Source organism: Vibrio sp. L3-7 (genome assembly GCF_963898195.1).
GTDB lineage: Bacteria > Pseudomonadota > Gammaproteobacteria > Enterobacterales > Vibrionaceae > Vibrio > Vibrio echinoideorum.
In genome coordinates, this window is record NZ_CAWQUW010000002.1 from 21,632 (window position 1) to 35,459 (window position 13,828).

At 43.0% G+C, this 13,828-nt stretch carries 16 protein-coding genes; 6 read left to right on the plus strand and 10 right to left on the minus strand.

The window, feature by feature from the left end; genetic code table 11:
• Positions 1-525: 525 nt before the first annotated feature.
• Together AACW75_RS02420 and AACW75_RS02425 are read left to right on the plus strand one after the other, a co-directional pair.
• The gene (locus AACW75_RS02420; RefSeq protein ID WP_237297591.1) at positions 526-1,536 is read left to right on the plus strand and encodes a retron St85 family effector protein; all 1,011 of its coding nucleotides are present in this window, start codon (positions 526-528) and stop codon (positions 1,534-1,536) included.
• Positions 1,533-2,474 (plus strand): retron St85 family RNA-directed DNA polymerase, encoded by a 942-nt coding sequence (locus AACW75_RS02425; protein ID WP_237297592.1) that lies wholly within the window; start codon positions 1,533-1,535, stop codon positions 2,472-2,474. Before AACW75_RS02420 ends, AACW75_RS02425 begins: the two co-directional genes overlap by 4 nt.
• Positions 2,475-2,659: 185 nt before the next feature.
• On the opposite strand, the gene mutY is transcribed toward AACW75_RS02425, so the two are convergent.
• Positions 2,660-3,682 carry an A/G-specific adenine glycosylase gene (gene mutY / locus AACW75_RS02430; RefSeq protein ID WP_135457246.1) on the minus strand — a complete coding sequence of 341 codons (1,023 nt, stop codon included), beginning with the start codon at positions 3,680-3,682 and terminating at the stop codon, positions 2,660-2,662.
• A 403-nt stretch (positions 3,683-4,085) separates the two neighbouring features.
• Between mutY and trmB the strand changes: the two genes are divergently transcribed.
• Together trmB and glsB are read left to right on the plus strand one after the other, a co-directional pair.
• The gene (gene trmB / locus AACW75_RS02435) at positions 4,086-4,805 is read left to right on the plus strand and encodes a tRNA (guanosine(46)-N7)-methyltransferase TrmB (protein WP_048659426.1); all 720 of its coding nucleotides are present in this window, start codon (positions 4,086-4,088) and stop codon (positions 4,803-4,805) included.
• A 187-nt stretch (positions 4,806-4,992) separates the two neighbouring features.
• Positions 4,993-5,913, plus strand: coding sequence for a glutaminase B (gene glsB, locus AACW75_RS02440; protein WP_145570430.1), 921 nt, complete (start codon positions 4,993-4,995; stop codon positions 5,911-5,913).
• Positions 5,914-5,987: 74 nt separating this feature from the next.
• Here the strand turns inward: glsB and hemW are convergent, their stop codons facing one another.
• The 7 genes from hemW to AACW75_RS02475 form a co-directional block, all read right to left on the minus strand.
• The gene (hemW, locus tag AACW75_RS02445; RefSeq protein ID WP_145570432.1) at positions 5,988-7,175 is read right to left on the minus strand and encodes a radical SAM family heme chaperone HemW; all 1,188 of its coding nucleotides are present in this window, start codon (positions 7,173-7,175) and stop codon (positions 5,988-5,990) included.
• Positions 7,175-7,774 carry an XTP/dITP diphosphatase gene (locus AACW75_RS02450; protein WP_145570434.1) on the minus strand — a complete coding sequence of 200 codons (600 nt, stop codon included), beginning with the start codon at positions 7,772-7,774 and terminating at the stop codon, positions 7,175-7,177. Before AACW75_RS02450 ends, hemW begins: the two co-directional genes overlap by 1 nt.
• Before the next feature lie 48 nt (positions 7,775-7,822).
• The gene (locus AACW75_RS02455) at positions 7,823-8,254 is read right to left on the minus strand and encodes a DUF4426 domain-containing protein (protein ID WP_017075428.1); all 432 of its coding nucleotides are present in this window, start codon (positions 8,252-8,254) and stop codon (positions 7,823-7,825) included.
• A 28-nt stretch (positions 8,255-8,282) separates the two neighbouring features.
• Positions 8,283-8,573: a DUF167 family protein YggU gene (gene yggU, locus AACW75_RS02460; RefSeq protein WP_017075427.1), complete on the minus strand. Its 291-nt coding sequence runs from the start codon at positions 8,571-8,573 to the stop codon at positions 8,283-8,285.
• Positions 8,574-8,602: 29 nt separating this feature from the next.
• Positions 8,603-9,160 carry a YggT family protein gene (locus AACW75_RS02465; RefSeq protein ID WP_017075426.1) on the minus strand — a complete coding sequence of 186 codons (558 nt, stop codon included), beginning with the start codon at positions 9,158-9,160 and terminating at the stop codon, positions 8,603-8,605.
• An 83-nt stretch (positions 9,161-9,243) separates the two neighbouring features.
• A complete protein-coding gene (proC, locus tag AACW75_RS02470) occupies positions 9,244-10,062 on the minus strand; it encodes a pyrroline-5-carboxylate reductase (RefSeq protein WP_135457238.1) in 819 nt (272 codons plus the stop codon).
• Between the two features lie 84 nt (positions 10,063-10,146).
• Positions 10,147-10,851, minus strand: coding sequence for a YggS family pyridoxal phosphate-dependent enzyme (locus AACW75_RS02475; RefSeq protein ID WP_102553300.1), 705 nt, complete (start codon positions 10,849-10,851; stop codon positions 10,147-10,149).
• Positions 10,852-10,877: 26 nt separating this feature from the next.
• On the opposite strand from AACW75_RS02475, the gene AACW75_RS02480 reads away from it, so the two are divergent.
• Positions 10,878-11,915 (plus strand): type IV pilus twitching motility protein PilT, encoded by a 1,038-nt coding sequence (locus tag AACW75_RS02480; RefSeq protein WP_017075423.1) that lies wholly within the window; start codon positions 10,878-10,880, stop codon positions 11,913-11,915.
• 14 nt (positions 11,916-11,929) lie between these two features.
• Entirely contained in the window at positions 11,930-13,039 is a 1,110-nt protein-coding gene (locus AACW75_RS02485; protein WP_145570436.1) for a PilT/PilU family type 4a pilus ATPase, read from the plus strand.
• A gap of 91 nt (positions 13,040-13,130) precedes the next feature.
• Here AACW75_RS02485 and AACW75_RS02490 read toward each other — a convergent pair whose 3' ends face one another.
• Positions 13,131-13,292, minus strand: a complete 162-nt coding sequence (locus tag AACW75_RS02490) for a hypothetical protein (RefSeq protein WP_017075421.1) — start codon at positions 13,290-13,292, stop codon at positions 13,131-13,133.
• Between the two features lie 97 nt (positions 13,293-13,389).
• Positions 13,390-13,812: a Holliday junction resolvase RuvX gene (gene ruvX / locus AACW75_RS02495; RefSeq protein WP_017075420.1), complete on the minus strand. Its 423-nt coding sequence runs from the start codon at positions 13,810-13,812 to the stop codon at positions 13,390-13,392.
• Between the last annotated feature and the right edge of the window lie 16 nt (positions 13,813-13,828).

Below are 13,828 nucleotides of genomic sequence, written 5' to 3' on the forward strand. Positions count from 1 at the left end.
TCTCAATTCGGGAGAGTGAAGCGTTAGTTTATATTTGTAATACTTATCGTAATCAAAGTGGTTTTTAAACATTAACTTGGTTTTATTCAGATGCGAGATGATTGGCACTTTGTAACTAAGAAGTGCCTACACAGTGTTGGCATCGATGAAATTGAAAGCCTCAACAAGTTACTTTTTCAGTATTTGAGCTAATGGGAGGTAAAGACAAGACCTGACCCTTTACTGTTCTCTTCGGGGCTTACGGCAAAAGCCGATTAGCTTCTTTCATACCTCTTATAAGTTTGCACTTTGTGACTTAATATATTGTTAGATATAGTGGTTTTGCTATACTCAGTTTACTCTTTAGCGTTTTGGGTAGAATCTAAATTCAACCTTGTCGGGCGTTTCGCTAGACACTAACTTATTGAGTGTATTTAGGGTTGCGTTAGAACTTTTCTAACGATCCTTCGTACCTCAGGAGCGTCAGAGAAAGTTCTAACGCTAGCCTCTGAGTAAAGAGTGAATCATCCTATAGACGGACATGTTATGTCCGTCTATATTTTTCTGAGGGAACCAACAGCAGTGAGCAAAAAATTTGAAAATGCTATTATTGACGTGTTTGAAGCTTTTGACGTCAATAAGTTTAAGGTCAACTACCCTGACCATCGAATTTTTGTTTGCGGTGGGCCTATAAATGTAAAAAAAATCGTCCCTTTAAGCTTTCGTCAACGACTGATAGAGAAGTTAGCCTCAGATTATCCCGAGCTCGAAAATGAAGTTGTTTTAGCTGAAACCTTTAAAGATTACTTTAGAGAACATGCTTACAGTGATTTACTTATATTCGAAGATGACATAGCTCAATTGGCTTCGGTAGTTGTCATTTTTCTGGAAAGCCCTGGGTCACTAGTTGAGTTGGGGATGTTCTGCACTAAACCTAACTTCTATAAAAAATTACTAATAGTTGCACCTAGAGAGGAAACTGAAAGAGAAGACTCATTCATTTACCTTGGCCCATTAGATCACATCCGCAGTAAAGAACCATCTTCAGTAGCAATATACCCGTGGCCTGATGCTCAAGTCTCTGATTATCCTAAAATCCACATGCAAGACTTGTGTGGCACTTTGCTAGAAAAGCGAAATACGATCCCGAAACACCCTGCATTTAACAAAAAAAATTCTGGACATATCGCTTTGCTACTACTGGAAATTATCCGTCTCTCCTATCCAATATTATTAACTGAAATTGAACTAGCATTGGCATCATTAGGGCTTGATGAAGAGAGAAGTAAAGTTACTCGATTACTGTATTTGTTGAATCGACTTGAATACTTAGATACGTATGAATACGGTGGTGGGTATAAATTTTATTACCCTTTTGACAGGACGAGTCCAAGAATCAAATTTGGAACTAATAAACACTCGGCTACATTCGATGAAAAAAAATTAGTGATGAACTTAAAGATGTCATATGTAAGAGATAATGATGACGGTGCATCTAGGAAAAGGATAGCTGCAGCTACTGAGATACAGAAGAAACTCAAAGGTGGTGAAAAGTGAATTTATCAGAATTACTGGAAAGTTTCCTTTTCATGGATGAAGAAGAAATTGTTTCTTTTGCAGCTAGCTCCCCTTATCGTTACAAAGTCTATTCAATCGCTAAGCGGAACTCCGAAGAGCGTAGAATAATTGCTCATCCCTCAAAAGAACTAAAATTCATTCAGAGAATTATTGTTGACCAACTAGCCGGACAACTGCCAATTCACAATACGGCTAAAGCATATATGAAAGGGTTAAGCATAAAAGACAATGCTCGCCCACATGCTAAGTATAAATACTTACTCAAGATGGACTTGAAGAATTTTTTTCCTAGCATAAAGCCTTCATTATTTTTTAAAGAATGCCGCCTGCATGGTGTTGAATTGTCAGAACTAGATATAGATTTGCTTGAAGGGTTTCTCTTCTGGAAGCGAAAAAGAGCAACACATTTAGTTCTAAGCATAGGGGCTCCGAGTTCGCCATTGGTATCAAACTTTATTCTCTATAGATTTGATGAAGCCATTAGCCGTTATTGTAAGTCGTTGGGAATCAATTACACCAGATATGCAGATGACCTTACCTTTTCGACTAATGAGAAAGATGTACTTTTGAAGTTTCCTGCAAAAGTTAGGAAAACACTAAATTATCTCTATGACGGTCAAATCAAGATTAACCTTAGAAAAACGGTACTATCTTCTAAGGCACATAATAGACATGTAACAGGAATAACATTATCAAATGAAGGAAAATTAAGTGTAGGGAGAGAGACAAAGCGTACGCTGTCGGCCTCTATACATCGCTTTACACAGCAAAAACTGTCTGATGACGACATATTAAAACTTAAGGGAAACTTAGCCCATACAGTGTTCATAGAGCCAGACTTTTTAGATAGAATGATAAAAAAATACGGACGTAATGCTATCTATGAGCTTAAGCACTATACACCCTCAAGTAATTGAAATGGCAAAAACGATAGAGTCAGGTCTTGCACTTTTTACTTGGCGAAGTTCTCTATACTTGAAGTAATTTATTGATTGCTAATTTAGCAAGGTCGTTGTCATATTTCTGTTCATTAATGAGTCAGCAGCATTGCTGACTCTACGAATACCAAGATAAATTATCGTATTTGAAATATTACTTATTGTTAGGTTAAGTTAATGTTCTTTAAGATGAATTTTTTTATTGGGGTCGGTAGCCCTAGATCTTGCAACTCAGTTGGTAATACCCAAGCTTGTTCTTGATTTAAGCCGCTCATACGCTCAATGGACCAAACTTTTGCTTCAAGCTTGTAGTGTGTAAATGTATGTTTAAAGCTACCTTTTAAATGAACATGTTCACCAAGATGTTCTGGTTCGATATGAATTTGAGGTAGACACCACAATGCGCCCCAAATACCGTCTTTTGCTCGTTTTTCTAATAATATTTTCCCCTTTGATTCGATCCAGAGAAACTGCCCAGAGCGAGTCGGTACGTTTTTTTTGGGTTTGGGAGTTGGTAACTCGTCCACTCGATCACTTTTGAATGCGAGGCAATACTCCTGAAAATCACATTCTAAGCAGTTGGGGCTTCTCGGCTTACAAACAGTTGCCCCCATATCCAGTAGTCCTTGTGCAAAAGATCTATTGTTTCGTGTGGGCGTAAACGTCTCTGCAAGCCCCCACAATTGCTTATCGACTTTTGATGTGCCTGGCACCCCATCTACCCCAAAAAAACGGCAAAACAAGCGTTTGACGTTGCCATCGACGATGGGACCATAGGTATTGTAAGCGAATGAAGCGATGGCTCCCGCGGTATAGCGGCCAACGCCAGGAATTTTGAGTAGTGTCTCAACATGGTCTGGGAATAGACCATTACACTCATCCACGATGTATTGCGCGGCTTTTCTCAAATTCCGAGCTCGAGAGTAGTAGCCTAATCCTTGCCAATGGCTCATGACTTCATCTTCCGTGGCTGCAGCTAAAACTTCGATTGTTGGAAAGCTAACCATCCAACGCTCAAAATACGGAATGACAGTGGTGACTTGTGTTTGTTGAAGCATTACTTCAGAGACAAGTACGCGATAAGGCGTTGGGTTTTCTTGCCAAGGTAAATCATGGCGACCGTGTGTCTGTTGCCATGTGATGAGCTGATCTTGGAATTTTTCGGGCGTCAAAGGAAATTGCGTCATAAATTTTTCTTATTTGAATTGCTGACTTGGTTGCTTCAATTGATGGAAATGAACCACCAATTATGTTTTAGTGCTGTTTTTATTTTAAATACAATGAATTATTGATAGTGGCCCACTAGCTCATCGTGATTCGTTGCAATAGCCAAACGGTGTAGGCGGTTTTGTTTTGTTGCCAAGGTAATTCTTTGCGCCCAAAGGCGTCATACCACTTTAATATGGCGGTTGCGAAAGGAGTCACGACATGCTCTATGCTTTGCTATTATTAGGAGTGAAATTGCACCACACTTACGGTTGGATGTAAAACAGACAAATTGTGTGGGAATTTATCCACGGAAAGACTTGCACCGAAGGCAATTCTTTGGATAATCCCCGCTTTGATTAATCAATGTGCAGGCAAAAATCAATGAGTGAAGTGACCACTAACGAATATACTGAAGACGGCAAACTGGTTCGTAAGATCCGTAGTTTTGTTCGCCGCGAAGGCCGCTTAACAAAAGGCCAAGAAAACGCGATGAACGAATGTTGGCCAACAATGGGTATCGACTACAACCCAGAACTTCTTAATTGGAAGGAAGTATTTGGCAACGATAACCCAGTTGTACTAGAGATTGGCTTCGGTATGGGTGCATCACTGGTTGAAATGGCAAAGAATGCACCTGAGAAAAATTTCTTAGGTATTGAAGTTCATAGTCCAGGTGTTGGTGCGTGTTTAGGTACCGCTCGTGATGCGGGTGTAACTAACTTACGCGTAATGTGTCACGATGCAGTAGAAGTATTTGAACACATGATTCCAGACAGCAGCCTGCATACGCTGCAACTGTTCTTCCCTGACCCATGGCACAAAGCTCGTCACCATAAGCGTCGTATCGTTAAGGCTGAATTCGCCGAGATGGTTCGCGGCAAGCTTCAACTTGATACTGGTATTTTCCACATGGCTACTGACTGGGAAAACTACGCAGAACACATGATTGAAGTGATGAAGGTTGCTCCTGGCTTCGAGAATATCGCTGAAGATGGTGATTACATTCCTCGTCCGGATGAGCGTCCGCTAACTAAGTTTGAAGCGCGTGGCCACCGTTTAGGTCATGGCGTTTGGGATATTAAGTACAAACGTACTAAGTAATTCTGAATCAAATTAAGTGAAGGTGAATCCGACTTAGGATTAAACCCTACACTTTATGAGATTGATTAAAGCCAACATTATTGTAATGTTGGCTTTTTTGTCCTTAGGCTTTTATTGCGATAAAGGTTTAAGAACAGAAAGTAATGCCACACCCCCTACAAAAATAACAATAAAGAAGTAAGCACACATGAAACCAACTCAAGCTATTTTGGCCGAGATTTTAGATGAAGTTCGCCCTTTAATTGGTCAGGGAAAGGTCGCTGATTATATTCCTGCATTAGCTCGCGTATCGAACCAGAAACTGGCGATTGCGGTATACACCAATGAAGGTGAAGTGATTCAAGCTGGTGATGCTGATGAAGCCTTTTCTGTGCAGTCAATTTCTAAAGCCTTAAGTCTGACATTGGCGATGGTGTTGTATAAGCCTGAAGAGATTTGGCAGCGCGTAGGTAAAGAGCCTTCTGGCCAAGCCTTTAATTCGATGATTCAGCTTGAGATGGAACATGGTATTCCTCGTAACCCTTTTATCAATGCCGGCGCTATTGTGGTTGCAGACTTACTGCAAAGCCGCCTGTCAGCACCAAGACACCGTTTATTAGAATTTGTACGTCAGCTATCAGGTGATACTCATATTGTGTATGACAAGGTTGTGGCGGCTTCTGAAATGATGCACAGCGATCGTAATGCTGCCATCGCGTATTTGATGCGTTCATTTGGTAATTTTGAGAACGATGTGATCCCAGTGCTCAACAATTACTTTCACGCTTGTGCGCTTAAAATGACATGTATCGACTTGGCGAAAACCTTTAGCTACTTGGCGAATAAAGGGGTATCAGTTCAGACCAAGAAAGAGATTATCACGCCAGTTCAAACCAAGCAGTTGAATGCTTTGCTTGCGACATGTGGTTTGTACGATGGGGCAGGTGAGTTTGCTTACCGTGTTGGCATGCCCGGAAAGTCTGGTGTCGGTGGCGGGATTATTGCGATTGTTCCTGGTGAAATGACGATTGCAGTTTGGTCTCCAGAATTAGACCCTTCTGGTAACTCTCTTGCGGGTACTATGGCATTAGAGCTGCTTTCAGAGCGTATTGGTCGTTCTATTTTCTAAGTTCTAAGTTCTAAGTTCTAAGTTCGACAAAAAAGCCTCTCGTGATGAGAGGCTTTTTGCATTCTAGCGTTCGGCTATTCGTCTTCTTCGGCCATAAAGGCTTCAAGCAGATCGTTTAGGAATAGCTTTCCTTTTTCAGTTATCTGCCAGTGGCTGTCGGTTTCATTGAGATAATTGAGTTCTTTGGCCCACTCTATCGTTGGTTTGATCGAATCAAACTCTAAACCAGTCGTATCAATGAAGTCTTGTTTTGGACACGCTTCCATTAGCCTGAAGCGGTTCATGAAGAACTCGAAAGGGCGGTCCTCATTGGGTACTTCAAGTTCATCCGACAGATAGGGCTTCACCAGATTCTGATACGCTGCTAGGTAGCCTCTAGGGTGTTTAACCTTGGTAGTGCGAACAATACGTCCATTAGCAAAACTCAGCTTGCCATGAGAGCCACAACCGATACCTAGGTAGTCACCAAAGCGCCAGTAGTTGAGATTATGCTGACACTGATATCCCGGCTTGCTGTAGCCTGAAATTTCGTACTGCACATACCCTGCGTCTGAGAGCTTCTTATGGCCTAAGTCGAAGATATCCCAAAGGTCATCATCGTCAGGTAGCTTTGGCGTTTTGTAATAGAACATGGTGTTAGGTTCTATTGTCAGCTGATACCAAGACAAATGTGGAGGATTAAGTTTGATCGCTTTGTCCAAATCAGCCAAGGCCTGATCAATGCTTTGATCGGGCAAGCCGTGCATTAAATCTAGGTTGAAGCTGTTCAATCCAATCTTATGCGCCAAATGAGCCGCATTCACTGCTTCATCTTGACCATGAATACGTCCAAGCCTTTCCAGCTTTTCTTGCTCAAAACTTTGTACGCCTACCGAAATTCGAGTAATGCCTGCCTTTTGGTAACCTGCGAAACGTTCTGCCTCGATGGTGCCCGGATTGGCTTCCATGGTGATTTCTATTTCAGGTTTGAACGGGATGCGTTGTTCAATACCTTGCAGTAATCGACCTATTCCTTCTGGAGAAAATAGACTCGGCGTGCCGCCACCAATAAAGATCGAATGCAATGGGCGAGGCGTGCCATTGAGTTGGTACTTTTCGATATCTGTATCGAGGTCTTCAAGCAGCGCATCGATGTACTCTTTTTCAGGTATATCGGTTTTCAGAGCGTGAGAGTTGAAATCACAATACGGGCATTTTTGTACACACCATGGGATGTGTACATAAAGGCTAAGTGCGGGTGGTATAAGCGCTGCATTGTGCATTACAGAGCTTGCTCCTTGAGAGTCTGGAATAATGACGCAAGAGCTTTACCACGGTGTGACAGTTGCTTCTTACGTGACGATTCAAGCTCTGCAGATGCACAATTATCTTCAGGAACAAAGAATACCGGATCGTAGCCAAAGCCATTTTCACCGTGTTCTTCAGTAAGAATGCGACCTTCCCATTTACCGTGACACACCAATGGTGTCGGGTCGTTTTCGTGACGCATTAGCACCAATACACAGTGAAAACGAGCAGTGCGTTTTTCTGTTTCGACACCTTGCATTGCATCGAGTAGTTTTTCGATATTCTGCTTATCGGTCGCCCCTTCACCAGAGTAACGCGCTGAGTAGATGCCCGGTGCACCATTAAGATAATCAACTTCTAAGCCAGAATCGTCCGCAATCGCTGGTAGCCCCGTTTCTTTCGCAGCGTGGCGAGCTTTGATGATGGCATTTTCAATGAAAGTTGTTCCCGTTTCAGCGACTTCTGAAACGTTGAATTCACTTTGCGCGACAACGTCGAAACCAAACTCAGACAGAATGTCTGCCATCTCGCGAACTTTGCCTTGGTTGCCTGTTGCTAAAACAATCTTACTCATGGGAATGTGGCTCTAATAAGTTAATGACTAGAAAAGTGAGCGTTGAAGCTACTCTTCTATATAGAATTTTTGTGTGAAACGCAGTGGTCCAGCCCCTTTCAAACCAGCATTAATATCGATGGTGAAAGTGATATTCTCTTCATGGGTCACTGGAAATTCTGCAAGGTAATAAATCGCGTCGCCTTCTTTTATTTCACGGAACTTAAGCGTGCGAGTATTGCCGACTAGATTTTTCGCTGTTCCTGAAATCTTAGCCGCTGTTGCTGGTTTGCCCAAAGAAGAGTTATCCAACACACTGATATTAAGAATAGCTGAGTAACCGTTGCGCTTTAGTTGATATTGCTTAGCGACTTGTGCGGTTAAGAAAGTGGAGTTGAAGGCTGAGTAGTGAACCTCTACATCCTTGATATTTTTAAACTGTCCAGCCCAGCTCGGTAAAGCGACAAGGGCAGTAAGTAGTGCTGTTATCCATAAACGCATAATGACTCCAATAAATAGCAAAAAGCCATCATAGGATGGCTTTGATTTCAGTAGGGACTTGGTTTGGCGAGCATATTCGAACTTGCTTGTGCCTACCGAGCTCTCCCTTCTCTATCTTGATTTGCCCCTTGGCGACCTTAAATTGCTTCGCAAGGTATTTTGCTAAGTGGGCGTTAGCTTTGCCATCAACCGGTGGTGCAGTAATGGCAATTTTCAGTTCCTCTCCGTGCAAGCCGACAATCTTGTCTCGGCTTGCTTTGGGTTGGATATAGAGCCTAAGAAGAATATCGTCTTCTTCGGCCCAAACTGCTTGTGGCATCGTCAAAGTACCTGATGTTCGTACTTGAATTATAGCTGATACCAAATAGGACCAATTAGGTCACCCATTAAGAAGTTCGCGAATTGCAGAACAATAAACAGTACCAGTACGCTTAAATCAAAACCGCCCATTGCTGGAAGAATACGACGAATTGGAGCAAGCATTGGTTCAGTCAGTTGATGGAACACGTATTCAATTGGACTACGGCCTTGGCTAACCCAACTCAGGATTGCACGGATTAGCAGAACCCAGAAAACTAAGCCGCCAGCCGCTTTAAGCAGAGATAGTGCGCCAAAGATCAGGAAGCTAATATCAAATACAGCCGCACCGCCAGAGATAATCAAGTTTAGAGCGACGAACTTTAGTACACACAGTACATAAGCGAAAACAACAGTCGCAAGATCTAGACTACCTATTGATGGGATAACTCGGCGTAATGGGGCAACAACGGGTTGTGTCGCTTTTACGATAAATTGTGAGAATGGGTTGTAGAAATCTGCACGTGATGCTTGTAGCCAGATACGCAAGATCACAACCATGATGTAAAGATCAAAAACGGTCGAGATCAGAAAGCTCATCGAATTCATATTGTTTCCTTTTTCGGATTTACTTGCCGCTTAGATATAACCTATAACTTGAGCGACACAATGCTTTTGTACAGTGATTGGTATTAAAACTGTTTTTCCATCTCTTCAGCTCGAGCGACCGCCGCTTGCATAGCTTTCGCTACGATGTCTGATAGTTGATGTTCGTTAAACGTGCGCAGTGCTTCTGCGGTCGTGCCGCCTTTTGAAGTCACTTGCTCACGCAGTGTCGATAATTCTGTGTCAGGGCTCGCTACCACCATCTCTGCCGCGCCTAATGCAGACTGCTGCACTAACTTACGAGCGGTTTCTTGGTCAAAGCCTTGGTTAATTGCTTCTGCTTGCATCGCTTCCATAAATAGGAAAAAGTAAGCAGGGGCACTGCCAGCGGCTGCAATGATGTTGTTAATGCCAGACTCTTGTTCAACCCAGCTTACCTCACCTACGGCTTGCATTAGCTGAGAAGCGAATTCTTTATCACCCTGACTAACCGTTGAGTCAGCGTAAAGACCGCTCATCCCTTTACCCAGTAATGACGGCGTGTTTGGCATTACACGCACAAGGTTTAGCTGGCAGTCTAACATCTCATTGAGTCGATTCGCATTAATACCCGCAGCAATAGAGATAACCAGTTTGTTGCTGAAGTCGATATCTTGTAAAGGTTTACATACATCAGCCATCATTTGTGGTTTTACTGATAGTACTACAACGTCTGCTTGCTCTGCTGCGGCAAGATTATCGCTGGTGGTATTGATGCCGTATTCTTGCTCTAACGGCAGCCTTCTGGTGTCTGAAGGCGCTGTTGCAGTAATCTTTTGCGCTGGGTAACCACTCGCCACTAAGCCCGCTACAATTGAGCGAACCATATTTCCCGCCCCAATAAAGGCGATGTTCTTATGTTCCATATATAAAATCCTGAGCGTGTCGCTGCGCAGTTAAAGCGAAGCGATATCAATACTTATAATCGACTTTTGGTCGCTAACTCTTTGCTATTTCGCGTAATCACGAGCACCGAAAATAGCCGTTCCAATACGAACCATTGTGCTACCAGCCTCAACGGCTGCATCCATATCACCACTCATACCCATCGAAAGGGTATCGATGTTTGGATACTTAGCGGCTAGCTTTTGTTGAAGCTCTGCCAGTTGAGAAAATGCATTAAGCTGTGATTGATAGTCAGATACGTTTGCAGGAATCGACATCAATCCTCTTAACGTGAGGTTAGGGAGCGACGAAATCAACTCTGCGAGTGCAAAAACTGTCTCTTCTGACGTTCCTGACTTCGAATCTTCACCGCTGGTATTTACCTGAATGAGAACTTGTAGAGGTGAAAGCCCGCTTGGTCGCTGATCATTCAGCCTTTGCGCAATCTTATCGCGATCAACGGAATGAACCCATTGGAAGCTTTCTGCGATTGGACGAGTTTTATTGGACTGTATTGGACCAATAAAATGCCACTCTAAATTTAGGTTAGAATGTTGTTCTGAAAAGTGTTTTACTTTATCTACACCTTCTTGAACATAGTTTTCACCAAAGGCAACTTGGCCTCCGAGTGCGGCTTCTAGAATCGCATCAATAGGTTTAGTTTTGCTGACGGCTAAAAGTTGCACGGAGTCTGGAGCTCGTCCGCACTTTTGCTCAGCACTACGAATCTGTGAGGTGATTTGTTCGATATTTTGTTGAATACTACTCATAGCTGACTTTACTTAAAGGAAAATAAATGGATATCACTGAGTTACTAGATTTTAGTGTAAAGCATAACGCGTCAGATCTACATCTTTCTGCGGGTGTATCTCCAATGGTACGTATAGATGGTGAAGTTAGGAAGCTTGGAATACCAGCTTTGAGTCATGCTGATGTGCATCGTTTAGTTTTTGAGATCATGGACGACTCACAGCGCGGTGAGTTTGAGGAAAAATTGGAAGTCGACTTCTCTTTTGAATTACCCAATGTTGGTCGCTTCCGTGTTAATGCTTTTAACCAAGCTCGTGGTTGCGCAGCTGTCTTTCGAACTATCCCTGTAGAAATTCCCACGTTAGAGCAGTTAGGCGCACCTGATATTTTTGAAAAGATTGCCAACTACGAAAAAGGCTTAGTGCTGGTCACTGGTCCTACGGGTTCTGGTAAATCGACAACTTTGGCGGCAATGGTCGATTACGTAAATCGCAACCACAACAAGCATATTCTGACGATTGAAGATCCGATCGAATTTGTGCATACCAATAATAAATGTCTCGTTAATCAGCGTGAAGTTCATCGTGATACTCACAGCTTCAAAGCGGCGCTGCGCAGTGCGTTACGTGAAGACCCGGACGTTATCCTTGTCGGTGAGCTTCGTGACCAAGAAACGATTAGCTTGGCGCTAACAGCAGCAGAAACTGGGCATTTAGTGTTTGGTACTCTACACACCAGTTCTGCGGCTAAAACTATAGATCGTATTATCGATGTATTCCCAGGTAGCGACAAAGACATGGTGCGTTCAATGTTGTCTGAATCGTTACGTTCGGTGATTGCCCAGAAGCTGTTAAAGCGTGTCGGTGGTGGTCGTGTAGCTTGTCATGAAATCATGATGGCGACGCCAGCGATCAGAAACTTGATCCGTGAAGACAAGGTCGCGCAGATGTACTCGATCATTCAAACGGGCGCTGCACATGGTATGCAAACCATGGAGCAAAATGCGAAGCAGCTTATGGCTCAAGGTTTGGTTGATTCAGAAGAGGTCGAGAAAAAGATCGAAATTCAAACCTCTATGTTTTAATCAAGGTGAACAAAATGGAATTGAATCAAATCCTTGAAGGTATGCTTTCACAAAAAGCGTCGGATCTTTACATCACGGTAGATGCTCCGGTTCTGTTTCGTGTTGATGGTGAATTGCGACCTCAAGGGGAGAAGCTTAATGCGGCTCAGGTTGCTCAGTTACTTGATGCGATGATGGATCAAGACAGGTGTGACGAGTACAAACAAACGCGTGAGGCTAATTTTGCCATTGTGCGCGATTTTGGTCGCTTTCGTGTCAGTGCTTTTTTTCAACGAGAGTTACCTGGAGCGGTCATTCGACGTATCGAAACCAACATCCCAACCTTCGAGCAGTTAAAGCTTCCTGATGTCTTACAAGACCTTTCAATAGCAAAGCGTGGACTTGTGCTGGTGGTTGGGGCGACAGGCTCGGGTAAATCAACCTCAATGGCTGCGATGACGGGTTATCGCAATACTAATCGTTCGGGGCATATCTTGACGGTTGAAGATCCGATTGAGTTCGTGCACGAACATAAAAAGTGTATTGTGACTCAGCGAGAAGTGGGGCTCGACACTGAAAGTTATGAAGTCGCGCTTAAGAACTCATTACGCCAAGCGCCAGATATGATCTTAATTGGTGAAATCCGTAGTCGTGAAACCATGGAATATGCGATGACGTTTGCTGAAACTGGTCATCTTTGTATGGCGACTTTACATGCCAATAATGCCAATCAAGCGTTAGAACGTATTCTTCACCTGGTGCCTAAAGAGCAAAAAGAACAGTTCTTATTTGATCTGTCGATGAACCTACGTGGTGTAGTCGCTCAGCAGCTTATTCGAGATAAGAATGGCAGTGGTCGTCATGGTGTGTTCGAAATCCTACTCAACAGCCCACGAGTATCTGATTTGATTCGTAGAGGTGAGCTACATGAACTCAAGTCGACAATGGCTAAATCAAAAGAGATTGGGATGCAGACCTTTGACCAAGCTTTGTATGACTTAGTCGTAGCAGGCAAGATCTGTGAAGAGGATGCGTTCCACAGTGCTGACTCTGCTAATGACTTACGCTTAATGCTAAAAACCAGACGCGGTGATGGTGACTACGGAACTGGTGCTTTGGCTGGCGTGAAGATTGATATGGGTTAGATTGATGCTGAATGCTGAATGCTGAATGCTGAATGTTAAATGTTAAATGTAAAAAAACCGCTGTGAAGGCGGTTTTTTTTGTCTGGATATATTAGTGGTTGCCGTAGCTATTGTTATTATCAGAATATCCTCGTTCTTTCTCTAATTTAATCTTTGTTGGATACTGTTCGCCAGTGTAGCCTGCTGAGCCTCCGCTCATAGAACTGCATGCTGATATTGTTAGAGCGGCGAAGATTGCTAGAATAATTTTCATATGAACTCCCACGTCCTTATTATGAATTGCTCTGGCACTACGGCGTGACATTCGTGTGGGATCATAAGTTAGCTCAAACTTTGCTCACTTAATTTTTCTAAGAATATTGTGCTTCAAACCAACTTTCTAAAATAACAACGGCAGATTGGTTATCGACATTGCCTTTACTTAGCGCTTTGTAGCCACCCATTTCAAATAGATCCGCTCTTGCTTCTGTTGTTGAGAGCCTTTCATCGTGTAGCTCAACATCCACACCAAAGCGACCTTTGAGGCGATTGGCGAACTTTTTTGCTCTAGGGGTAATAGCTGCTAAATCTTTACCATGAAGGTCTGTAGGTAAGCCTACAACGATAAGGTTTGGTAGCCACTCTTTGATTTGCTTTTCAATATCATCCCAGTTTGGGATGCCATCTTTAGCTTTGAAGGCTTTTAAAGGGCTTGCTGTGCCCGTAATTTCTTGTCCTATCGCGCTACCGATACTTTTTGTACCGTAGTCAAATGCCATAATTGTTCGTGACATAGAGGTTCCAGAGTTA

What these genes read in the sequence shown, in the direction of transcription:
- AACW75_RS02420 (WP_237297591.1), top strand. Translation starts at nt 526, where the DNA reads ATGTCCGTCTATATTTTTCTGAGGGAACCAACAGCAGTGAGCAAAAAA.
- mutY (WP_135457246.1), bottom strand. Translation starts at nt 3,682, where the DNA reads ATGACGCAATTTCCTTTGACGCCCGAAAAATTCCAAGATCAGCTCATC.
- trmB (WP_048659426.1), top strand. Translation starts at nt 4,086, where the DNA reads ATGAGTGAAGTGACCACTAACGAATATACTGAAGACGGCAAACTGGTT.
- glsB (WP_145570430.1), top strand. Translation starts at nt 4,993, where the DNA reads ATGAAACCAACTCAAGCTATTTTGGCCGAGATTTTAGATGAAGTTCGC.
- hemW (WP_145570432.1), bottom strand. Translation starts at nt 7,175, where the DNA reads ATGCACAATGCAGCGCTTATACCACCCGCACTTAGCCTTTATGTACAC.
- AACW75_RS02450 (WP_145570434.1), bottom strand. Translation starts at nt 7,774, where the DNA reads ATGAGTAAGATTGTTTTAGCAACAGGCAACCAAGGCAAAGTTCGCGAG.
- AACW75_RS02455 (WP_017075428.1), bottom strand. Translation starts at nt 8,254, where the DNA reads ATGCGTTTATGGATAACAGCACTACTTACTGCCCTTGTCGCTTTACCG.
- yggU (WP_017075427.1), bottom strand. Translation starts at nt 8,573, where the DNA reads ATGCCACAAGCAGTTTGGGCCGAAGAAGACGATATTCTTCTTAGGCTC.
- AACW75_RS02465 (WP_017075426.1), bottom strand. Translation starts at nt 9,160, where the DNA reads ATGAATTCGATGAGCTTTCTGATCTCGACCGTTTTTGATCTTTACATC.
- proC (WP_135457238.1), bottom strand. Translation starts at nt 10,062, where the DNA reads ATGGAACATAAGAACATCGCCTTTATTGGGGCGGGAAATATGGTTCGC.
- AACW75_RS02475 (WP_102553300.1), bottom strand. Translation starts at nt 10,851, where the DNA reads ATGAGTAGTATTCAACAAAATATCGAACAAATCACCTCACAGATTCGT.
- AACW75_RS02480 (WP_017075423.1), top strand. Translation starts at nt 10,878, where the DNA reads ATGGATATCACTGAGTTACTAGATTTTAGTGTAAAGCATAACGCGTCA.
- AACW75_RS02485 (WP_145570436.1), top strand. Translation starts at nt 11,930, where the DNA reads ATGGAATTGAATCAAATCCTTGAAGGTATGCTTTCACAAAAAGCGTCG.
- AACW75_RS02490 (WP_017075421.1), bottom strand. Translation starts at nt 13,292, where the DNA reads ATGAAAATTATTCTAGCAATCTTCGCCGCTCTAACAATATCAGCATGC.
- ruvX (WP_017075420.1), bottom strand. Translation starts at nt 13,812, where the DNA reads ATGTCACGAACAATTATGGCATTTGACTACGGTACAAAAAGTATCGGT.